Annotated in this window: 19 protein-coding genes; 11 read left to right on the top strand and 8 right to left on the bottom strand. The window is 71.1% G+C overall.

Annotated elements, in window-relative coordinates; genetic code table 11:
* Positions 1–7: 7 nt before the first annotated feature.
* The 5 genes from AAG688_RS02885 to def all read right to left on the bottom strand — a co-directional run bounded on the left by AAG688_RS02885 (position 8) and on the right by def (position 5,122).
* On the bottom strand, positions 8–841 hold the full coding sequence (locus AAG688_RS02885) for a glycosyltransferase family 2 protein (RefSeq protein WP_411833860.1): 834 nt from the start codon (positions 839–841) through the stop codon (positions 8–10).
* A 30-nt stretch (positions 842–871) separates the two neighbouring features.
* On the bottom strand, positions 872–2,146 hold the full coding sequence (locus tag AAG688_RS02880) for an O-antigen ligase family protein (RefSeq protein WP_411833859.1): 1,275 nt from the start codon (positions 2,144–2,146) through the stop codon (positions 872–874).
* A 157-nt stretch (positions 2,147–2,303) separates the two neighbouring features.
* On the bottom strand, positions 2,304–3,596 hold the full coding sequence (gene rsmB / locus AAG688_RS02875; protein WP_411833858.1) for a 16S rRNA (cytosine(967)-C(5))-methyltransferase RsmB: 1,293 nt from the start codon (positions 3,594–3,596) through the stop codon (positions 2,304–2,306).
* Positions 3,593–4,513 (bottom strand): methionyl-tRNA formyltransferase, encoded by a 921-nt coding sequence (gene fmt, locus AAG688_RS02870; protein ID WP_411833857.1) that lies wholly within the window; start codon positions 4,511–4,513, stop codon positions 3,593–3,595. The genes rsmB and fmt overlap by 4 nt, the downstream gene beginning before the upstream one ends.
* A gap of 93 nt (positions 4,514–4,606) precedes the next feature.
* Positions 4,607–5,122, bottom strand: a complete 516-nt coding sequence (gene def, locus AAG688_RS02865) for a peptide deformylase (protein WP_411833856.1) — start codon at positions 5,120–5,122, stop codon at positions 4,607–4,609.
* Between the two features lie 129 nt (positions 5,123–5,251).
* On the opposite strand from def, the gene AAG688_RS02860 reads away from it, so the two are divergent.
* The 9 genes from AAG688_RS02860 to AAG688_RS02820 all read left to right on the top strand — a co-directional run bounded on the left by AAG688_RS02860 (position 5,252) and on the right by AAG688_RS02820 (position 14,715).
* A complete protein-coding gene (locus tag AAG688_RS02860) occupies positions 5,252–6,376 on the top strand; it encodes a LysM peptidoglycan-binding domain-containing protein (RefSeq protein ID WP_411833855.1) in 1,125 nt (374 codons plus the stop codon).
* A 73-nt stretch (positions 6,377–6,449) separates the two neighbouring features.
* A complete protein-coding gene (dprA, locus tag AAG688_RS02855; protein ID WP_411833854.1) occupies positions 6,450–7,613 on the top strand; it encodes a DNA-processing protein DprA in 1,164 nt (387 codons plus the stop codon).
* Between the two features lie 16 nt (positions 7,614–7,629).
* Positions 7,630–8,103 (top strand): DUF494 family protein, encoded by a 474-nt coding sequence (locus AAG688_RS02850; protein ID WP_411833853.1) that lies wholly within the window; start codon positions 7,630–7,632, stop codon positions 8,101–8,103.
* Positions 8,104–8,146: 43 nt separating this feature from the next.
* The gene (locus AAG688_RS02845) at positions 8,147–8,860 is read left to right on the top strand and encodes a pilin (RefSeq protein ID WP_411833852.1); all 714 of its coding nucleotides are present in this window, start codon (positions 8,147–8,149) and stop codon (positions 8,858–8,860) included.
* Positions 8,861–8,970: 110 nt separating this feature from the next.
* Positions 8,971–9,951: an RDD family protein gene (locus AAG688_RS02840; protein WP_411833851.1), complete on the top strand. Its 981-nt coding sequence runs from the start codon at positions 8,971–8,973 to the stop codon at positions 9,949–9,951.
* A 195-nt stretch (positions 9,952–10,146) separates the two neighbouring features.
* Entirely contained in the window at positions 10,147–12,714 is a 2,568-nt protein-coding gene (locus tag AAG688_RS02835; RefSeq protein ID WP_411833850.1) for a DNA topoisomerase I, read from the top strand.
* Between the two features lie 25 nt (positions 12,715–12,739).
* The gene (locus tag AAG688_RS02830) at positions 12,740–13,318 is read left to right on the top strand and encodes a Sua5/YciO/YrdC/YwlC family protein (protein ID WP_411833849.1); all 579 of its coding nucleotides are present in this window, start codon (positions 12,740–12,742) and stop codon (positions 13,316–13,318) included.
* A gap of 54 nt (positions 13,319–13,372) precedes the next feature.
* Positions 13,373–14,056, top strand: a complete 684-nt coding sequence (locus AAG688_RS02825) for a hypothetical protein (protein WP_411833848.1) — start codon at positions 13,373–13,375, stop codon at positions 14,054–14,056.
* On the top strand, positions 14,053–14,715 hold the full coding sequence (locus AAG688_RS02820; protein ID WP_411833847.1) for a DUF4124 domain-containing protein: 663 nt from the start codon (positions 14,053–14,055) through the stop codon (positions 14,713–14,715). The genes AAG688_RS02825 and AAG688_RS02820 overlap by 4 nt, the downstream gene beginning before the upstream one ends.
* Before the next feature lie 28 nt (positions 14,716–14,743).
* Here the strand turns inward: AAG688_RS02820 and AAG688_RS02815 are convergent, their stop codons facing one another.
* Entirely contained in the window at positions 14,744–15,517 is a 774-nt protein-coding gene (locus tag AAG688_RS02815; protein WP_411833846.1) for an SDR family oxidoreductase, read from the bottom strand.
* 62 nt (positions 15,518–15,579) lie between these two features.
* On the opposite strand from AAG688_RS02815, the gene AAG688_RS02810 reads away from it, so the two are divergent.
* The gene (locus tag AAG688_RS02810) at positions 15,580–15,807 is read left to right on the top strand and encodes a hypothetical protein (RefSeq protein ID WP_411833844.1); all 228 of its coding nucleotides are present in this window, start codon (positions 15,580–15,582) and stop codon (positions 15,805–15,807) included.
* A 75-nt stretch (positions 15,808–15,882) separates the two neighbouring features.
* On the opposite strand, the gene sppA is transcribed toward AAG688_RS02810, so the two are convergent.
* Entirely contained in the window at positions 15,883–17,778 is a 1,896-nt protein-coding gene (gene sppA / locus AAG688_RS02805; RefSeq protein WP_411833843.1) for a signal peptide peptidase SppA, read from the bottom strand.
* Between the two features lie 81 nt (positions 17,779–17,859).
* Positions 17,860–19,218: an MATE family efflux transporter gene (locus tag AAG688_RS02800; RefSeq protein ID WP_411833842.1), complete on the bottom strand. Its 1,359-nt coding sequence runs from the start codon at positions 19,216–19,218 to the stop codon at positions 17,860–17,862.
* Positions 19,219–19,319: 101 nt separating this feature from the next.
* On the opposite strand from AAG688_RS02800, the gene AAG688_RS02795 reads away from it, so the two are divergent.
* Positions 19,320–19,667 (top strand): DUF4286 family protein, encoded by a 348-nt coding sequence (locus tag AAG688_RS02795; RefSeq protein WP_411833841.1) that lies wholly within the window; start codon positions 19,320–19,322, stop codon positions 19,665–19,667.
* Positions 19,668–19,711: the final 44 nt, after the last annotated feature.

Raw genomic sequence — 19,711 nt, 5'->3', positions numbered from 1 at the left:
GGCAGGACTAGGGCGAAGGCGACTTGACCAGTCCGTGCGCGGTCCAGCGGCTGCCGCTGGCGCGGGTCGCGGCGCGGATCCGCCGGTTGGCCTGCAATCCTTCCTCGGTGACGTAGCCGCGCTTGTGGTCCAGGTGGACGACGATGGCGCGGTAGCGGATGCGCTTGCCGCGGATGCCGGCGTTCTCCAGGCGCTCGCCGAACTCCCGGTCCTCGCCGCCGTAGCGCATGCGCTCGTCGAACCCGTTGACCGCCACGATGTCGCGCTTCCACGCCGAGGCGTTGTGGCCGTTCCAGCTGGCGCGCGCGGTGCTGAGCGCATCCAGCACGCGCCGCAGCCGCGGGCCGGCGCCGATCTTGAGGTTGCGGAAACCGCCCGGCATGCCGTGGCCGCGCAGCCAGTCCAGTTCGAAGCAACGGTTGTGGAGGATGTCGTCGGCGGTGATCGCCTGGCTGGTCGCCATCGGCAGCTTGTGGTAGCCGCCGGAGAGGAACCTGCCCGGTTCGCGCAGGCGCAGGTGGGTGGAAACGAAATCGCGGCGCGGGATGCAGTCGCCGTCGGTGAAAATCAGGTAGTCCGCGGCGGAAGCGGCCACCGCCATGTTCAGTGCCTCGCACTTGCGGAAACCGTCGTCGGCCTGCCACAGGTGGCGCACCGTCACCGGCAACCGCGCCTGCACCGCCTCGATGCGCCGGCGCGTTTCCTCGCCGCTGCCGTCATCGGCGACGAGTATCTCGAAGTCGTGCCGATCCTGCGCGCCGAAACCGATCAGCACCTTCTCCAGCCAGTCGGGCTGGTTGTAGGTGGTGAACACGACGCTGGCGACGGGGAGCTGGGACATGGACGCGGCAAACCGGGGGGACGCCCAAGATTACTGCATCGCCGCCCCTTGCCGCTGCGCGCCCGGCGCGCGCGCCGCTTCCGCCTCGCCCAGCGCGATGCCGATCAGCAGGCCGACCAGCACGGCGTAGTTGGTGGTGGTCAGCGCGTGCGCGAACATCGACTGGGTCAGGCCCGAGAGCATGTAGGTCAGCACCAGCACCGCTCCGGCCCAGGCCGCTCCCACGGTCCTGGTGCCCGGCATGGCCAGCGCCAGGCGCAGCAGCAGCGCCAGCGGCAACAGGTAGATGGCCAGGATCGACAGCAGCCCCGGCACGCCCAGCGTCGCCGACCACTGCGCCAGATCGTTGTGCGCGTGGCCCATGCCGCATACGCCCAGCGATTGCTGCCGGCAAGCCGGGATGGTGCGGATGCGGGTATCGAAGCGGTCCAGGCCGACCCCGGTCCAGGGACGCTCGGCGAAGGCCTCGCCCGCCAGCGCCAGGTATTCCAGCCGCGCCCCGATCGGGGTGTCGACATGGCCGCGCGCATAGGCATGCAGATCCGTCCGCACTTCGGCCAGGCGCGAGCGCTCGGCCAGCGCCGGCACGAACCACAAGGCGGCGAGCACGCTGGCCAGCAGCGCCACCGCGATGCCCGAACGCAGCCAGAAACCGCGGCCGCCGCCGATGATCGCGATCAGCAGCATCGCCGCCAGCCCGGGCAGGACGCCGCGGCTGCCGGACATGACGATCGCGGCCATCCCCAGCGAGAGTATCGCCAGCAGCGCCAGGACCCGCCAGAAACTGCTGCGCGCCGGCAGGCAGTGGATCGCCAGCACCAGCAGGGTGAGCATCGCGTTGGCGAACACGATCGGGTTGCTGCCCGCGCCGGCGCGATCGGCGCCCTGCATGACCTGCATGCAGGCCAGCGCGAAGCCCAGCACGATCCCGGCCATCGCGCCCCACCACAGCAACGCGCGCGGGGGCGACAACGCATAGGCCACCGCCGCGCACCAGGGCAGCAGCAGCAGGCGTGCGACGTAGTCCACGCTGCGCAGGCCCTGTCCCGACTGCTGCATCGAAACGAGCGCGAGCGCCAGCACCAGCAGCGCCATCAGCAGCAGCGCCGCCAGCACTTTCGCGGCGGGTCTGCAGGCCGCGCGCCAGCTCCCGAAACCCAGCGCCGTGCACAGCAGCAGCAGCACGCCGAACGCGCTCCAGCCCTTGTGCAGCAGCAGCAGCGCCGGCGCGCAGAACAGCGCCATCAGCATGACCGTGCGCGCCGTCGTGACGCGCGACGGGAGCAGTCCCTCTCCCGTGTTCAACAACAAGGTATTCACTGTCGACTCTGTTCCCTGAGGACGAACTACATGCCGATGCGCGAAGCATCGGCATGCCGGACAGTATCGGCAGGGGAAATTCAGATCGGGTGAATTCGACGCCGCGGCTGTGACGCAGTACCGTCAGCCGGCCATCTCCGGTTCATCCGGACTTGCGCAGGCGCGCATAGAAGAATCCGTCGCAGCCGGCTTCACCAGGCAGCCGCTGGCGACCGGCGCCGGCTTCATGGCCGAAGCGATCCTCCGGCTTGTCGGCCAGCGCATCCGGCGTACGCGCCAGGAAAGCCTCGACCTGCTGCGCATTCTCCCGCCGCAGCAGCGAGCAGGTCGCGTAGACCAGGCAGCCGCCCGGCCGTAGCGTGGGCCACAGCCGATCCAGCAGGCGCGACTGCAGCGCCGTCAGCGCGTCGATGTCGGCGGGGCGGCGATGCAGCAGGATATCGGGCTGGCGGCGCACCACGCCGGTGGCCGAGCACGGGGCATCCAGCAGTACCGCGTCGAAAGGCGCGCCATCCCACCACGCCGCCGGATCGGCGGCATCGGCCACCCGCGTTTGGGCTTCGGCGCCCACGCGTTGCAGCGTCTGCGCCACGCGCTGCAGCCGCCGCGCATCGACGTCCAGCGCCAGCAGTCGCAACCCCGGCTCGCGTTCGAGCAGGTGCGCGGCCTTGCCGCCGGGCGCCGCGCAGGCGTCGAGCACGCGCATGCCGGGGCGCAGTTCGAACAGATCGGCCACCTGCTGCGCCGAACCGTCCTGCACCGACGCCAGCCCGTCGGCGAAGCCGGGCAGATCGCCGACCGCTATCGGTGCGTCGAGGCGCAGCGCATCGTCCAGCCAGTCCACCGGCGCCGCCTCGATTCCCGCCGTGCGCAGCCTGTCCAGATAGTCGTGGCGCGCAACGCGCCGCCGGTTCACCCGCAGCCACGGCGGCGCCGGCTCCAGGCTGGCGGCGAAGATGGCCCGGGCCTGCTGCGGCCAGTCGGCATTGATTTCCGCGCGCAGCCACGCCGGCCATGCCTGCGCCGGGTCCGTGGCCGGGATGCCCTCGCGCTGGGCGCGGCGCAGCAGCGCGTTGACCAGCCCGGCCTGGTGCGGCCGGCCCAGCGTGCGCGCCGCTTCCACCGTCGCCGACAGCGCCGCATGCGGCGGCAGCGCGAGCGCATCGAGTTGGGCCAGTCCGGCCAGCAGCAGCGCGCGCAGCGGCGCATCGCGCTGGCCCAGCGGTTTCTGCAGCCAGCCCGCCAGCGCCTGTTCGTAGCGCGGGCGCTGGCGCAGCGCGGCGAAGCAGATCGCCTCCAGCAGCGCGCGATCGCGCGCATCGGCCAGTTGCGGCAAGGTCGAGGCGAGTTCGGCCTTCAGCGAGCGGTGCTGGTGGACGACCGCGTCGAGCACGCGCGCGGCATGGACGCGGACGGCGACGCCGGCCAGGCTCATGCGCGGACCAGATCCCGGCGCGCGTTGAGGAAGTCGGCGGCGGTGATCGCCTTGCCGCCCTCGCGCTGGATCACGCGCAGGCGCAGCACGCCGCGCCCGCAGGCCACGTCCAGCCCCTCGCGGCCGGCGCGCAGCAGCGTGCCGGGTTCGGCTCCATGCATTTCCTCGACGGCCACCGCGCCGTGGATGCGCAGGCGCTCGCCGGCGACGACGGCCTCGGCCACCGGCCACGGGTCGAAGGCGCGCACCTTGCGCGCCAGCGCGTCGGCCGGCTGCGACCAGTCCAGCCGCGCCTCGGCCTTGTCGAGCTTGTGCGCGTAGGTTGCGCCCTGCTCCGGTTGCGGCCGCGCGACCGGCCGGATGCCGGCGCGCAGCAGGCCCAGGCCGTCGGCCAGCACCGCCGCGCCGAGCTCGGCCAGGCGATCGTGCAACTGTCCGCCGGTCTCGCCCGCACCGATCGGCGTGGCCCGCGCCAGCAGCACCGGGCCGGTGTCCAGGCCGGCTTCCATCTGCATCAGGCACACCCCGGTCTCGGCATCACCGGCCTCGATGGCGCGCTGGATCGGTGCGGCGCCGCGCCAGCGCGGCAGCAGCGAGGCGTGCACGTTCCAGCAGCCGTATTGCGGGATGTCCAGCACCGCCTGCGGCAGGATCAGGCCGTAGGCCACCACGATCATCAGGTCCGGCGCGAGATCCCGCAGCGCCTGCTGCGCCGACCTGCGCCGCAGCGACTCGGGCTGCAGGACCGGGATGCCGCGCGCCACCGCCTCCAGCTTGACCGGCGAAGCCTGCAACCCGCGCCCGCGCCCGGCCGGCCGGTCCGGCTGGGTGTAGACGGCGGCCACCTCCCCGTGCGCATGGGCCGCGCGCAGCGAAGGAACGGCGAAGGCCGGCGTGCCGGCGAAGATGATTCTCATGGGCGGGAATGGGGAATGGGGAGTAGGGAATGGTACGGCGCGCGCTGATCCGCTGTTGCGATTCCCTATTCCCGATTCTCCATTCCCAGGCTTTCAGGCCGCCGCCTGCCGACGCTGCTTGGCCAGCTTCTTGCGCACCATCTCGCGCTTGAGCGGGGACAGGTAGTCGACGAACAGCTTGCCGTCGAGGTGGTCCATCTCGTGCTGGATGCACACGGCCAGCAGGCCGTCGGCGCGCAGTTCCTGCGCCTGGCCCTGGCGGTCGACGTAGCGCACGGTGATTTCGTCGGCGCGGGTGACGTCGGCGAAGATGCCCGGCACCGACAGGCAGCCTTCCTGGTAGACCTGCTCGCCGGCCTTGTCGACGATCTCGGGATTGATGAACACGCGCGGCTCGTTCTTCTCCTCGCTGACGTCGATCACCATGAAACGCCGGTGCACGTCCACCTGGCTGGCGGCCAGGCCGATGCCCGGGGCGGCGTACATGGTCTCGAACATGTCGTCGAGCAGGCGCTGGAAGTCCGCGCCGGGGACCTGCGCGGCGTCCACCGGCACCGCCTTGGTGCGCAGCCGGGGGTCGGGGAATTCGAGAATGGGGAGCAGGGCCATGACATCGGGAATGGGGACGCCGGTGGAATCCGGCAAGGCCTCACGGATTCTAACGCCAGTGCTTGCGTTGCGCGCCGTTTTCTGGACTATAGTCGTGACCACCTGTCGGGGAATCAGGTAGATACCGCCATGTTCAAAAGTATTCGTACGGTTTTCGCCGTTGCGGTCCTCACCGTCGCGACCTATACCGCCGCGGCCGCGATGGCCGAGACCCACCCTGACACCTACGTGGTCAAGCGGGGCGACACCCTGTGGGACATCTCCGCGCGCTTCCTGAAGAAGCCGTGGCTGTGGCCGGAGATCTGGCAGGCCAACCCGCAGATCAGCAATCCCCACCTGATCTACCCCGGCGACGTCATCAGCCTGGCCTACCTGGATCGCGTGGCGGTGCAGCCCGGTCCGCGCGAGGAAGCGCCGCTGAACGCGATCCCGCTGGCGGACATCGAGCCGTTCCTGAGGAACCTGCGCGTGGTCGACAGCTTCGAGCACCTGCCGCACGTGGCCGGCCTGGACGGCGACCGCCTGCGCAGCACCTCCGGCCAGGCCGTCTACGTGCTCGGCCTGGACGGCCAGCCCGGCCAGCGCTACGCGGTGGTGCGCCCGACCGTGCGCTACAGCGCCAACCCGCGCGCCGAGGACCTGGATTTCCGCGGCCGCCGCACCGCCGGCGACGCCGACCTGTGGAAGGAGCTGATTCCGCAGACCGGCAGCAGCGAATTCCTCGGCTACGAGCTGCAGCAGGTCGCGGTCGGCACCCTGACCCGCGGCGTCGTGCCCGGCACCGAGACCGCCACCCTCACCGTGGACGCCGGCGGCCACGAGGTGCGCGTGGGCGATCGCATCATCCCGGTCGACGCGCAGCCCTACGACCTGCATTTCTTCCCGCATCCGCCCGCCGCGCAGGCGCCGGAAGGCATGCTGCGCGTCCTCGCCGTGGCCGACACCTTCACCGCCGGCGGTCCGCGCGACGTGGTGGCCATCTCCGGCGGCAGCCGCGACGGCCTGGACAACGGCACCGTGCTGTCGGTCTGGCGCCAGGGCAGCCACACCGCCGACCGCATGAAGCATCCCAACGCCTCGCGCATCAGCGAGTCGCCCAAGAGCGGCGCCGGCCGGGTCAGCCTGCCCGACGAGTACGCCGCCCACGTGATGATCTTCCGCACCTTCGACAGGGTCAGCTACGGCTTGGTGATGGAAGGGGTCAAGCCGGCGCGCGTGGGTTACGCGCTCAAGCATCCCGACGCGACCTACTGAGCCGGGCTTTTCCTACGTTCCACCGCGACGGCGCCCGAGGGCGCCGTCGTCGTCTGCGGCCTAGGCTGGGCCGATGGACGAAGAAGACTCCCGCGCGCTGCTGCGCCTGATCCTGGCCGGCGGCCCGGCCGCCTGCCGCCGCCGCCTGCTCGATGCGCACGCCGGCCCCGCCGCGGCGCTGGCCGCCGGCCCGCCCGCCTGGCGCGCGGCCGGGCTCGACGCCAACCAGATCGCGGCGCTGTCGCGCGCCGGCGCCGACGGACTCGATCGCGCCCGTACCTGGCTGGCCGCTCCCGGCCACCACCTCATCGGCTGGCACGATGCCGACTATCCCGAACTGCTGCGCAGCATCGCCGCCCCGCCGCTGGCGCTGTTCGTCGAAGGGGATCCGGCGCTGCTGTGGCACCCGGCGGTGGCAGTGGTCGGCAGCCGCAGGCCCAGCGCCGGCGGGCGCGACAATGCCCGCGACTTCGCCCATGCGCTGGCGGCCGCCGGCATCACCGTCGCCAGCGGCATGGCTGCCGGGATCGACGCCGCCGCGCACGAAGCGGCGCTCGCCCTCGCCGGCGGGCGCACCGTCGCCGTGCAGGGCACCGGTCCCGACGTGGCCTATCCGTACGCGCACCGCGACCTGCGCGAGCGCATCGCCGCCCGCGGCGCGGTGGTCAGCGAGCATCCGCCTGGCACCGGGCCGCGCCAGTCTCACTTCCCCAGCCGCAACCGCATCCTGGCCGGATTGGCGCTGGCGACAGTGGTTGTCGAGGCGGCCACCCGCTCCGGCGCGCTGATCACCGCCCGCCAGGCCGCCGAAAGCGGCCGCGAGGTGTTCGCCGTGCCCGGCTCCATCCACAACCCGATGGCGCGCGGCTGCCACCGGCTGATCCGCGACGGCGCCGGGCTGGTCGAGGACGCCGGTGAAATCCTCGCCGCCGTCGGCCCGCTGGCGGCCGGGCTGGCACGGGCGTTGCAGCAAAGACTCGGCGTTCCCGAAGCTGAACCGCAGTCTGTCTCAATACTGCCGGAGACGAGTGGCGGGGGAAGCGCCGACTACAAGAGATTGTGGGAAGCGCTGGGTCACGACCCTACCCCTATGGATCAGCTGATCGAGCGCAGCGGATTGACGGCCGCCGAAGTGTCCTCCATGCTGCTGGTCATGGAACTGGATGGACGGGTGACGGTCGAACACGGCCGCTACACGCGCAAGCGCTGGCTTCCTTCCTCCACAGCGTCGCCATGACGCAGGCCGAGGGGCAATGAAAGAGAGCATCCTGGATGTACTGCTGTACCTGTTCGAACATTATTTCACCGAGGACGCCGACCCCGTCCGCGACCGCGACTCGCTCCAGAACGGCCTGATCCAGGCCGGTTTCAGCCCTGCGGAAATCAGCAAGGCCTTCGATTGGCTCGACGCCCTGGCCGAACAGCGGCCGGGCACGTCGCGCCCGCGCGTGGGCGGGCCGACCCGCGTGTTCCACGGGCCGGAGCTGGAAAAGCTCGACGTCGAGGGGCGCGGCTTCCTGATGTTCCTCGAACAGCACGGCATCCTCGACGGCGACCAGCGCGAGCTGGTGCTGGACCGCGCGATGGCGCTGGACCAGGACGAACTGGACCTGGACGACCTCAAGTGGGTCGTGCTGATGGTGCTGTTCAACCAGCCGGGTTCCGAGGCGGCCTACGCCTGGATGGAGACCCAGATGTTCACCGACGAACCGGAGCCGGTACACTGAATCCACCGGGGGCGGACGCCCCGTCCGCTTCTGGGGAGAAGCAATGACACAGTGGTACTACGCCAGCCGCCAGCAGCAGCGGCTGGGTCCGGTGCAGGCCGACGAACTGGTCCGGCTGTTCAATGCCGGGCACATCGCCCTCGACACGCTGGTCTGGCGCGAGGGCCTGGCGCAGTGGCAGCGCCTGGGCGATTTCGCCGACGAACTGTCCCTGCTGTCCGTGCCGGCGGCCGATGCCGCGGCGGTCCCGCCGTCGCATGCCGTCCCCCCGTTCCATGCCGCTCCGCCGCCGGCCGCCGTGCCGGTCGCGCCGCGTCCTGGCATGTCCGGCGGCAAGATCGCCCTCATCATCGGCGCGGTACTGATCGTGCCCGTGATCGCCATCATCGGCATCCTGGCCGCCATCTCGCTGCCGGCCTACAACGACTACACCCAGCGCGCCAAGATCTCCGAGTCGTTGGCGCAGGCCGCGCCGCTGAAGGTGATGCTCGCCGAGCACTACGCGACCACCAGCGAATGTCCGAGCAACGGCGAGGCCGATTTCGGCGAGCCGGACAGCTACGCCAGCCGCTACGTCGCGCAGGCGCGGATCGGCGAGTTCGAGGACGGCACCTGCGGCATCGAGCTGCGCCTGCGCAACACCGGCAACCCGCGCATCGACGACAAGCACATCTGGCTGTCCTACGACACCGACAGCTACGACTGGGACTGCAGCTCCGATCTCGAGGACCGCCTGCTGCCCGGGCAATGTCGCTGAACCCCGCGCGGGCGCAGCCGATCGCCAACGCCCGACGCTTTCCCTTACCCCTTCCTCCGCCGCGGCGTGCCGGCCATGCGCGCCGCCCCAGCACGAGAGCGATCTGACCGATGACCGAGTGGTACTACGTCGACAACCAGCAGCAGCGGCATGGCCCGCTGGATTCCCAGGCCCTGCGCCCGCTGTTCACTTCCGGCCGCATCGACCGCGCCACCCTGGTCTGGCGCGAGGGCATGGACCAGTGGGAGGCGCTGGAGAAGCGCGCCGGCGAACTCGGCCTGGTCATGCCGGCGCCGCCGCCGGAATCCGCTCCGCTGCCGGAACCGGCCGTCGAGCCGGCCGAGCGCCCGCTGACCGGCCGCGCCGTGTTCGGCGCCAGCGAGCCGTCGGCGCAGTTCACCCCGCCCGCGCTGGATCCCAACGCCGCCTATGGCATGGACGCGCCCTACGCGCCGCCGCGCGCCAGCGTGGCGGCAGGCGTGCGCGTGGTCGCCGGTGGCGAGGTGGTCCTCGCCGGTTTCTGGAAGCGGGTGGCCGCCAGCCTGATCGACGGCCTCATCGTCGGCATCGGCGGCGGCATCATCAGCATGCTGGCGATGGCGGTCCTGGGCATCGGCATGGCGGTGAGCTTTTCCGACATCGCGATGGGCACCGCGCCGGTCATGCTGCAGGTGGTCAACTGGGTGGTCTCGATCGGCATCGCCGCGGCCTACTACGGCGGCTTCCATGCCTCGCGCGCGCAGGCCACGCTGGGCAAGATGGCCATCGGCATCAAGGTGGTGCGCAGCGACGGCGAGCAGATCTCGCTGGCGCGCGGCATCGGCCGCTACTTCGCCACCTGGATCAGCTACCTGGTGCTGTGCATCGGCTTCCTGATGGCGGCCTTCACCGAGCGCAAGCAGGGCCTGCACGACTTCGTCTGCGACACCCTGGTGGTGGACAAGTGGGCCTATACCGACCACCCGGAATGGCAGCGCGAGGAACTGGGCGTGGTGGCCTGGATCGTGCTGATCCTGGGCGGGCTGCTGGTGATCGGCTCGTTTGTGATCATCGTCGCAATGTTCGGCATGCTCTTCGCCAGCCTGCGCTGACTCGGGACCGCGCCTGGCCCGGCCGCGGCCGTCCCTCCAGCTTGACAGGGCCGCCGCACCGTGATTCCACTATTCGCCAGTAAACTGAACGCCCGGGGCTGCTCGCCCCGGGCGTCGGCTTCTCTGAACGGCGCTTTTGCGCCACCCTAGCCGCCCCCCGACCGGGGCCAGCCGTCCTCCCAGAACCCGGAACTGATGCCCAAGCACCTGCTCATCGTCGAATCGCCCGCCAAGGCCAAGACGATCAACAAATACCTCGGCAAGGACTTCACCGTCCTGGCTTCGTACGGTCACGTGCGTGACCTGGTGCCGAAGGAGGGGGCGGTCGACCCGGAGCAGGGCTTCGCGATGTCCTACGCGCTGATCGACAAGAACGAGAAGCACGTGGACGCCATCGCCAAGGCGGCCAGGGGCGCCGACGACATCTTCCTGGCGACCGACCCGGACCGCGAGGGCGAGGCGATCAGCTGGCACATCGCCGAAATCCTGAAGGAGCGCGGCCTGCTCGAAGGCAAGCCGCTGCACCGGGTGGTGTTCACCGAGATCACCCCGCGCGCGATCAAGGAGGCGATGGCCCAGCCGCGCCAGATCGCCGGCGACCTGGTCGACGCGCAGCAGGCGCGCCGCGCGCTCGACTACCTGGTCGGCTTCAACCTGTCGCCGGTGCTGTGGCGCAAGGTGCAGCGCGGGCTGTCGGCCGGCCGCGTGCAGTCGCCGGCGCTGCGCATGATCGTTGAGCGCGAGGAGGAGATCGAAGCCTTCGTCGCGCGCGAGTACTGGAGCATCGGCGCCGATCTGGCGCATCCGTCGCAGCCGTTCTCGGCCAAGCTGACCAAGCTCGACGGAAAGAAGTTCGAGCAGTTCACCATCACCGACGGCGACACCGCCGAGGCCGCGCGCCTGCGCCTGCAACAGGCCGCGCAGGGTGCGCTGCACGTCACCGACGTGGCCAGCAAGGAGCGCAAGCGCCGCCCGGCCCCGCCGTTCACCACCTCCACGCTGCAGCAGGAAGCCTCGCGCAAGCTCGGCTTCACCACCCGCAAGACCATGCAGGTGGCGCAGAAGCTGTACGAGGGCGTGAACATCGGCGAGGAAGGCACGGTCGGCCTGATCAGCTACATGCGTACCGACTCGGTCAGCCTGTCGGCCGAGGCGCTGGGCGAGATCCGCGACGTGATCGCGCGCGACTACGGCACCGCTTCGCTGCCCGACAAGCCCAACTTCTACCAGACCAAGTCCAAGAACGCGCAGGAAGCCCACGAGGCGGTGCGCCCGACCAGCGCGCTGCGCACGCCGGCGCAGGTGGCCCGCCACCTGTCCGACGACGAGCGCAAGCTGTACGAGCTGATCTGGAAACGCGCGGTGGCCTGCCAGATGATCCCTGCCACGCTCAACACCGTCAGCGTCGACCTGGCCGCCGGCAGCGAGCACAGCTTCCGCGCCAGCGGCACCACCGTGGTCGTGCCCGGCTTCCTGGCGGTCTACGAGGAAGGCAAGGACCAGAAGAACGCCGAGGACGAGGATGAGGGCCGCAAGCTGCCGGCGATGAAACCGGGCGACCGCGTGCCGCTGGACCGCATCCACGCCGACCAGCACTTCACCCAGCCGCCGCCGCGCTTCACCGAGGCGGCGCTGGTCAAGGCGCTGGAGGAATACGGCATCGGCCGTCCCTCGACCTACGCCTCGATCATCCAGACCCTGCTGTTCCGCAAGTACGCCGAGATGGAAGGCCGCGCGTTCAAGCCCACCGACGTTGGCCGCGCGGTGTCCAAGTTCCTCAGCGGACATTTCACCCGCTACGTCGACTACGACTTCACCGCCAAGCTCGAGGACGAGCTGGACGCGGTGTCGCGCGGCGAGGAGGAATGGGTCCCGCTGATGGAGAAGTTCTGGGGGCCGTTCAAGGAACTGATCGAGGAGAAGAAGGAATCGGTCGATCGCAGCGAGGCCACCGGCGCGCGCGAGCTCGGTACCGATCCCAAGACCGGCAAGCCGGTCAGCGTGCGGCTGGGCCGCTTCGGGCCGTATGCGGCCATCGGCAGCACCGCCGAGGACGCCGAGGAGAAGCCCAAGTTCGCCTCGCTGCGCCCCGGCCAGTCGATGCACACGATCACGCTGGACGAGGCGCTGGAACTGTTCCTGCTGCCGCGCGCGCTCGGCCAGGACAAGGGCGAGGAGGTCAGCGTCGGCATCGGCCGTTTCGGCCCGTTCGCCAAGCGCGGCGGCGTCTACGCCTCGCTGAAGAAGGAAGACGATCCCTACACCATCGATCTGGCGCGCGCGGTGTTCCTGATCGAGGAGAAGGAGGAGATCGCGCGCAACCGCATCATCAAGGAATTCCCCGGCAGCGACATCCAGGTGCTGAACGGGCGCTTCGGCCCCTACATCAGCGACGGCAAGCTCAACGGCAAGATCCCCAAGGATCGCGAACCGTCCTCGCTGACCCTGGCCGAGGTGCAGCAGTTGCTGGAGGAAACCGGCAAGCCGGCGCGGCGCGGCTTCGGCGCCAGGAAGGCGGCGGCCAAGAAGACCGTGGTGAAGAAGACCGCGGTGAAGAAGGAAGCCGCGCCGAAGAAGACCGCTGCCAAGAAGGCGGCGAAGAAAACCGCCGCCAAGGCTCCGGCGAAGAAGGCCGCAGCCAGGAAGGCGGCCGTGCGCCCCGCCGCGCCCGAACCGGCCAGGTCGCTGCTGACGCCCTCGGCCGGCGCCGTTCCCGGGCGCAAGCGCGTGGTCAAGAAATCCGGCGACGATGCGCCATTCTGAGCTTCCAATGGCGTACTGAGCGGACATGGTGGAACCGGCGGCCATCGTCATGCTGTCCCCGGTGCGGGCCGCCCAGGTCCTGCACCGCGGCGGCGTGATCGCCTACCCGACCGAGGCCGTCTGGGGCCTGGGCTGCGACCCGGCCGACGAGGCCACCGTGCAGCGGCTGCTGGACATCAAGCAGCGCCCGCGCGAGAAGGGCCTGATCCTGATCGCCGCGACGCTGGAGCAACTGCGGCCGTGGGTGGACCTGTCCGCCCTGCCGGCCGACCGGTTGGCCGAGGTGCTGGCCAGCTGGCCCGGCCCCTACACCTGGGTGCTGCCGGCCAGCGCGCAGGCGCCGGCGTGGATCACCGGCAAGCACGACGGCATCGCCGTGCGGGTCAGCGCGCACGCGGACGTGGCGGCGCTGTGCGAGGCATTTGGCCGCGCGCTGGTCTCCACCAGCGCCAACCTCGCCGGACAGCCGCCGGCGCGCAGCCGCGATGAACTGGACCCGGCCCTGCTGGCGCGCATCGAGGGCGTCTGCATCGGCACGGTCGGCGATCTGGCCCGGCCGACCTCGATCCGCGACGCGATCAGCGGCCAGCCGCTGCGCGACTGAACGGCAGCCGCAGCGCCCCTTGCGACGCCCTGTCCGGCGCGCAACAGTGGCGGCATGTCTCCCCGCGCGGCCCTGTTCCTTCTGCTGCTGGTGCCGCCGCCCACGGCCGGTGCCGCCGACGAGGTCGTCATCTACCGTTGCACCGCCGCCGATGGCGCATTGACCCTGCGCGATTCACCGTGCCTTGCCGGCGAGCGGCAGGAAACCCGCAGCATGCAGCGCCCGGCCGCCGCCCCGGCCAGGCCGCCGGCAACACCCGCGCCGCCCGCCGTCGCACCGCCGCCGGCCGTGCCGGCGCCGCCGCGCACCATCGTCTACCGCACGCCGCCACGGCCGATGTACGAATGCGTCGGCGCCGACGGTCAGCGCTACAGCAGCGACAACGGCGAAGGCCGTCCGCGCTGGGTGCCGTACTGGACGCTGGGCTATCCGGGCTGGCGGCATCCGCCGCGGCCGCACGACCCGCATCCGCCGGTGCGCCCGCCCGGCGGCACGCCGGGGTCGCCGCGGCCGCCGCCTTCGCGCCCGCCCCTGGTCGCCGTCCCGGCCGGTGGCGCCTGGGTGCGCGACGAATGCCATCCGCTGCCGCAGGCCGAGGTCTGCGCACGCCTGTCGGATCGACGCTACGAGATCCTGCGCCGCTACCACGGCGCAATGCAGAGCGAACGGCGCGAACTGGATCTCGAACAGCGCGCGATCGATGCGCGCATCGCCAACGACTGCGGAAACCCCCGATGAACCCGAAACCGCTGCTCCCGCGCCTGTGCCTGCTGCTGCCGCTGCTGGCGGCATCGCCGGCAATCGCCGGCGACGTCGTCATCTACCGCTGCACCGATGCCGGCGGCGCGCTGACCCTGCAGAACTCGCCCTGCCCCAAGGGCAGCCGCGAGGAGAAACGGGTGATGCAGGGCGTCGGCACGTTGCCGATGTCCAGGCCGGCGCAACCCGCGCCTTCGACTGCCCCGCCAACGCCACCGGAACCGGCCGGGCAGGCACCGGCGACCGCGCCAGCCGCCCCGCCCGCGGCGCCTCCATCCACGCCCGCACCGGCGGCGAGCGCCGACGCCGCCCGCCTGCCGCCGCCGTGGCTGTACCAGTGCACCACCCACGACAGGGACAGCTATTTCAGCGAGGACGACCAGCCCGCGCCGCGCTGCGTGCCGCTGCGCACGGTGGGACTGGACGGGAACCCGCAGACCGGCGCCGGCCAGGCCTGCGAGATGGTCCGCGATACCTGCGCGCGCGTGGCCGACGGCGCGCTGTGCGCCGCGTGGAAGCAGCGCCGCGACGCCGCCGAGGTCGCCTGGCGTTTCGCCAAACCGGAGAACGTCGAACGGAACCGCGCCGATTTCGAGCGCATCCCGCGCATCCTCGGCGAGAGCGCCTGCGGGCGCTGATTCATCCGGCGTGCGCCCGCCTGCGCGCTCAGAACCCGTAGCGCAGGAACCCGCCGTCCACCGCGATGCACTCGCCGGTGATGTAGCTGGCCGCCGGCAGGCACAGGAAGCCGACCGCCGCGGCCACTTCCTCCGGCTCGCCGATGCGGCGCATCGGCGTGCGCGCGATCACTTCCTCGTAGTAGTCCGGATCCGACAGCGGCCCGGACGTGCGGCGGGTGCGGATGTACCACGGCGCGACCGCGTTGACGCGCACGCCATCCTCGGCCCATTCGGCGGCCAGGTTGCGGGTGAGCTGGTGCAGCGCCGCCTTGGTCATGCCGTAGGGCGCGCCGCTGCGCACCGCGGTCAGGCCCGACACGCTGCCGACGTTGACGATGCTCGACGCCGCATGCCGGGTGAGCAGCGGATGGGCGTAGCGCGAGAGCTCGAAGGCGGAGAACAGGTTGGTCTCGAAGATCCCGCGCCACTCGTCCTCGGTGTAGTCGATGGCGGGGCGGGTGACGTTGCCGCCGGCGTTGTTGATCAAGATATGCAGGCCGTCGCTGTGGTCCTCGACCCAGTCGAGGATCTCGCGGCGATCCTCGTCGTCGGCCACGTCGGCGGCCAGTCCCAGCACCTCGCGCTGCGGGAACTCGTCGGCCAGGTCGTCGCGCGCCAGCGCCAGCAGGTCGGCGTCGCGCGCCACCAACAGCACGTCGGCACCGAGGCCGAGCAGCTCGCGCGCGATCGCCAGGCCGATGCCGGCGCTGGCGCCGGTGACCAGCGCGGTCTGTCCTTGCAGTCGCCAACGATGATCCATGCACGCGCCTCCCCGCCGTTGCGGCGTAGGATAGCGCCACCGCACCGTTGGGAGGCCCGCGCATGAAGATCCCAGGCCCGTCCGTCCTCGTCGCCGTGCTGGCGCTGTCGGCCTGCAGGGCACCGGAACCGCCACCGAAGGACGAACCGCCCAAGCCGCAGGCCACCGCGGCGCAGACGCAGCTGCGCGACACCATCCAAGAACCGCTGGACAAGGCGCGCGGCGTCCAGGACAGCGTGCAGGCCGCGGTGGACAGGCAGCGCGCGGAAATCGACGCCGATACGCATTGACGCCGCGGGCCGGCATCGAGGGTGGCCCCGCGCCTCCACGCCGATGCACGCGGGCGTCGGCGTGGGGTTCCTGCTTCAGAACCCGCAGAAGCAGTAGGCCAGCGCCTTGACCGGCGAACCGTCCGGCGACTTCGCCGCTTCCTCGACGAAGCGCAGCTGCGCGCCGGCTTCCGGCATGGCGCGGGCCAGCAGCGCCTGGGCGATGTCCGAATCCTTCACCAGCAGCGCGCCGATGCGGCTGCCGGCCAGGCCGGCCATGAACTGCGCGAACGGCGACGGCGCCTTCTCGACGTAGCGCACGCGGTACTTGCCCGCCTCGCCCAGCCTGGCGCGCTTGGCGGCGTCGGCCAGCGCGGCCTGCAGGCCGCCCAGCTCGTCCACCAGCCCGCGCTCCTGCGCCTGCGCGCCGCTCCACACGCGTCCGCGCGCGACCTCGTCGATCGCCTCGACCGGCTTGTTGCGCGCCGCGGCGACCTTGCCGGTGAAGTCGGCGTAGCCCTTGTCGATGATCGACTGGATGACGCTGCCGACCGCCGGATCCATCGGCCGGGTGATGTCGAACGCGCCGGCGAAGCGGGTGGTGCCCACGCCGTCGGTATGCACGCCGATGCGATCCAGCGTGCGGGTCACGTTGGGAATCATGCCGAAGATGCCGATCGACCCGGTGATGGTCGACGGATCGGCGTAGATGCGATCGGCGTTCATCGAGATCCAGTAGCCGCCGGACGCGGCCAGGTCGCCCATCGACACCACCACCGGCTTGCCGGCTTCCTTCAGCGCGGCCACTTCGCGGCGGATCTGCTCGGAGGCGTAGACGCCGCCGCCGGGCGAATCCACGCGCAGCACCACCGCCTTGACGTCGTCATCGTCGCGCGCCTCGCGCAGCAGCGCCGCGGTCGATACACCGCCGACGCGGCCAGCCGGCTGCTCGCCGTCGGTGATCTCGCCCTCGGCCACCACCACCGCCACCTGCGGGCGCTTGTCGAGGGGCAGGCGCTTGCTGTCGAGCAGGGCCAGGTAACCGTCCAGGCCGATGCTGCGGAAACCGGTCTCGGCATCGGCGTCGGCCACGCCGCGCTCGGCCAGCAGGTTCTCCACTTCTTCCTGCGTCTTCAGCCCGTCGACCAGCTTCTGCTGCAGCGCGAACCTGGCCAGGTCGCCGCCGGCGGCGGCCAGGCCCTCGGGCAGGGTGTCGATGCCGGCCGCCAGTTGCGCGGCCTCCAGCTTGCGCGCCTTGGCGATGTCGGCCAGGTAGCGCTGCCAGACGTCGTTCATCCAGTACAGATCCGCTTCCTTGGCCTCGGGCGAGGCGGCGTCGAGGATGAACGGCTCCACCGCCGACTTGTACTCGCCGACCTTGAACACGTGCACGTCCACGCCGAGCTTTTCCTGCAGGCCCTGGCGGTAGTACTGGCGATAGCGGCCCAAGCCCTCGAGGATCAGCCCGCCCATCGGATCCAGGTAGACCTCGTCGGCCTGCGCCGCCAGCAGGTACTGGTGCTGGCCCAGGTTCTCGCCGAAGGCGACGATCTGCTTGCCGGACTGGCGCAGCCGCGCCAGCGCGTCGGCGACCTCGCGCAGCGAGGCGTAGCCGGTGGGCTGCAGCTTGTCCACGCGCAGCATCACCCGCTCGATGTGCTTGTCCTCGCGGGCCGCGTCGATGGCGCGCAGCAGGTCGCGCAACTGCACTTCCTGCGCGCCCTTGTCGCCGGTCATCCGGGCCAGCGCGCGCATCGCCGGGTCGGCGCTGTACTGCTCGACCAGCCGGCCCTCCGGCGCCAGCACCAGCGTCGTGCGCTCGCTCAGCGGCTTGATCGCGCCGCTGCCGGCGGCGATCACGAAGATCATGACGACGAACAGCAGCAGGCCGAAGAACAGGAAATTGACGATGAGCCGGCGGGTGAAGTTCATCACGTCCCACAGGCCGACGAAGAAGGCGGCGATGGGACCGCGACGCACGGGTTGGTTCATGGAAGACGACTCCGGAAGACTGCCGCCAGCTTACCGGGTCGCCCGCGGGCTTTCATGCCCCTGAAGTCACCCTGCCAGCCTTCACGCCACCGGCAGCGCGCGCCGGCTGCTGTGGCGGAAACGCAGCCCCATCAGCACCGCCGCCGCGGTCAGGCCCAGGATCAGCCCCAGCCACATGCCCTGCGGTCCCCAGCCCAGCCCCAGGCCCAGCCCGGCACCCAGCGGCATGCCCAGGCCCCAGTAGGAGAAGGCCGCCAGCCACATCGGCACGCGGGTGTCCTTGAGCCCGCGCAGCGCGCCGGCCGACAGCACCTGGATGCCATCCGGGAACTGGAACGCCGCCGCGTACAGCAGCAGCGTGCCGGCCAGCGCCGCCACCGCCGCATCGCGGGTATACAGCGCCACCACCGCATCGTGGCCGAGCAGCAGGCCGATCGCCGACAAGCCCTGGGTCAGCAGCACGATCACGTAGCCGGCGTAGGCGGCGCGGCGCATGCCCTGCGGATCCGCGCGGCCGACCGCACGCCCCACCCGCACCGTGGTCGCCTCGGCCACGCCCATCGGGATCATGAAGCACAGCGCCGCCACGTTGATGGCGATCTGGTGCGCCGCCGCCGGCACCGCGCCGAGCCGTGCGATCAGCAGCGCGGTGACGATGAACAGGCTGCCTTCCATCAGCACGGTGATGCCGATCGGCAGGCCGGTGCGCAGCAGTTGCCGGATCGGCGCCAGCCGCGGCCATTCGAAATGCGCGAACAGCCGCAGGGGGGCGAAGCGCTTCGCGTTCCACAGATATGCCGCGAAGGCCAGCGCCTGCGCCCACATCATGATCGCCGAGGCCACGCCCAGCCCGCCCGCGCCCATCTCCGGCAGGCCGAAGCGGCCGAACGTCAGCACGTAGCCCAGCGGCGCCAGCAGCAGCAGGCCGCCGAATCCCAGCAGCATCGTCGGCAGCGTCCAGTGCATGCCCTCGCTCAGGTAGCGCATGCAGAAGAACAGCGTCAGCGCCGGCACGCCCCAGCGGATGCCGTGCAGGAAGTCCCTGGCGCCGGGGATGATGTCGGGCGCGATGCCGAACGCCGCCAGCGCGTAAGGCACCGCGCTGAGGAAAGCGAACATCAGCGCGCCCAGCCCCAGCGACAGCCACAGCGCCTGCCGGAACAGCGGCCCGATCTCGTCGCGCCGCTGCGCGCCGTCGAGCTGCGACACCGAGGCGGTCAACGAGATCAGCGTGCCGATCGGCACCATCATCGGCAGCCACAGCAGCGCCGTGCCGACGGTGACCGAGGCCAGCGTCTGCGTACCGTGATGGCCGGCGATGACGTTGTCGACGAAGCCGATGAGGCCGGTGGAGACGTGGCCCAGCACCAGCGGCAGCGCCAGCGTGGCGGTGGCGCGCACCTCGCCACCCAGGCGCGCGCGGGAAACGGAAGCGGACATGCGGAAGAACCTGCCGGACTGCGGCCGCGCGGCTGCGCGCTGGTACCGGGTCGCGAAGGGCCGGTATCTTATCGGTTCGACATGACGTCCACCTGAGTGCGATGAGCCTGCCCCCTTCCCGGCCGCCGGATCGCGGCGGCGTCATCTACGAGGTCACCCTCGACGTCGAGGCCGGCCTGCGCGCCGAGTACGAGCCGTGGCTGCACGATCACGTCCGCCAGATGCTCGCGCTGCCCGGTTTCACTGGCGCTGAGATCGGCATCCCGCTGGAGCCACCGGCCGAGCCGGGCCGCTGCCGCTACTGCGTGGCGTACCGGCTGGTCGATCAGGCGGCCTTGCAGGCCTACCTGCGCGATCACGCCGCCGCCATGCGCGCCGATGGCCTGGCCCGCTTCGGCGAGCGTTTCCGCGCCAGCCGGCGCGTCCTCGAAGTGGTCGCCCGCTACTGACCGCCCCCTTGCCGCAACACCGTCCCGGAGCGACGGGCCTTTCC

The organism is Pseudoxanthomonas mexicana (assembly GCF_046736355.1).
In the GTDB taxonomy this organism is placed as follows: Bacteria; Pseudomonadota; Gammaproteobacteria; order Xanthomonadales; family Xanthomonadaceae; genus Pseudoxanthomonas_A; species Pseudoxanthomonas_A mexicana_B.
The sequence above is the reverse complement of the archived record's forward strand: the minus strand, read 5'-3'. Positions and strand labels throughout refer to the sequence as shown.

Coding starts and splice junctions, on each gene's coding strand:
- AAG688_RS02885 (WP_411833860.1), bottom strand. CDS start 841: ATGTCCCAGCTCCCCGTCGCCAGCGTCGTGTTCACCACCTACAACCAG.
- rsmB (WP_411833858.1), bottom strand. CDS start 3,596: ATGAGCCTGGCCGGCGTCGCCGTCCGCGTCCATGCCGCGCGCGTGCTC.
- fmt (WP_411833857.1), bottom strand. CDS start 4,513: ATGAGAATCATCTTCGCCGGCACGCCGGCCTTCGCCGTTCCTTCGCTG.
- def (WP_411833856.1), bottom strand. CDS start 5,122: ATGGCCCTGCTCCCCATTCTCGAATTCCCCGACCCCCGGCTGCGCACC.
- AAG688_RS02860 (WP_411833855.1), top strand. CDS start 5,252: ATGTTCAAAAGTATTCGTACGGTTTTCGCCGTTGCGGTCCTCACCGTC.
- dprA (WP_411833854.1), top strand. CDS start 6,450: ATGGACGAAGAAGACTCCCGCGCGCTGCTGCGCCTGATCCTGGCCGGC.
- AAG688_RS02850 (WP_411833853.1), top strand. CDS start 7,630: ATGAAAGAGAGCATCCTGGATGTACTGCTGTACCTGTTCGAACATTAT.
- AAG688_RS02845 (WP_411833852.1), top strand. CDS start 8,147: ATGACACAGTGGTACTACGCCAGCCGCCAGCAGCAGCGGCTGGGTCCG.
- AAG688_RS02840 (WP_411833851.1), top strand. CDS start 8,971: ATGACCGAGTGGTACTACGTCGACAACCAGCAGCAGCGGCATGGCCCG.
- AAG688_RS02835 (WP_411833850.1), top strand. CDS start 10,147: ATGCCCAAGCACCTGCTCATCGTCGAATCGCCCGCCAAGGCCAAGACG.
- AAG688_RS02830 (WP_411833849.1), top strand. CDS start 12,740: ATGGTGGAACCGGCGGCCATCGTCATGCTGTCCCCGGTGCGGGCCGCC.
- AAG688_RS02825 (WP_411833848.1), top strand. CDS start 13,373: ATGTCTCCCCGCGCGGCCCTGTTCCTTCTGCTGCTGGTGCCGCCGCCC.
- AAG688_RS02820 (WP_411833847.1), top strand. CDS start 14,053: ATGAACCCGAAACCGCTGCTCCCGCGCCTGTGCCTGCTGCTGCCGCTG.
- AAG688_RS02815 (WP_411833846.1), bottom strand. CDS start 15,517: ATGGATCATCGTTGGCGACTGCAAGGACAGACCGCGCTGGTCACCGGC.
- AAG688_RS02810 (WP_411833844.1), top strand. CDS start 15,580: ATGAAGATCCCAGGCCCGTCCGTCCTCGTCGCCGTGCTGGCGCTGTCG.
- sppA (WP_411833843.1), bottom strand. CDS start 17,778: ATGAACCAACCCGTGCGTCGCGGTCCCATCGCCGCCTTCTTCGTCGGC.
- AAG688_RS02800 (WP_411833842.1), bottom strand. CDS start 19,218: ATGTCCGCTTCCGTTTCCCGCGCGCGCCTGGGTGGCGAGGTGCGCGCC.
- AAG688_RS02795 (WP_411833841.1), top strand. CDS start 19,320: ATGAGCCTGCCCCCTTCCCGGCCGCCGGATCGCGGCGGCGTCATCTAC.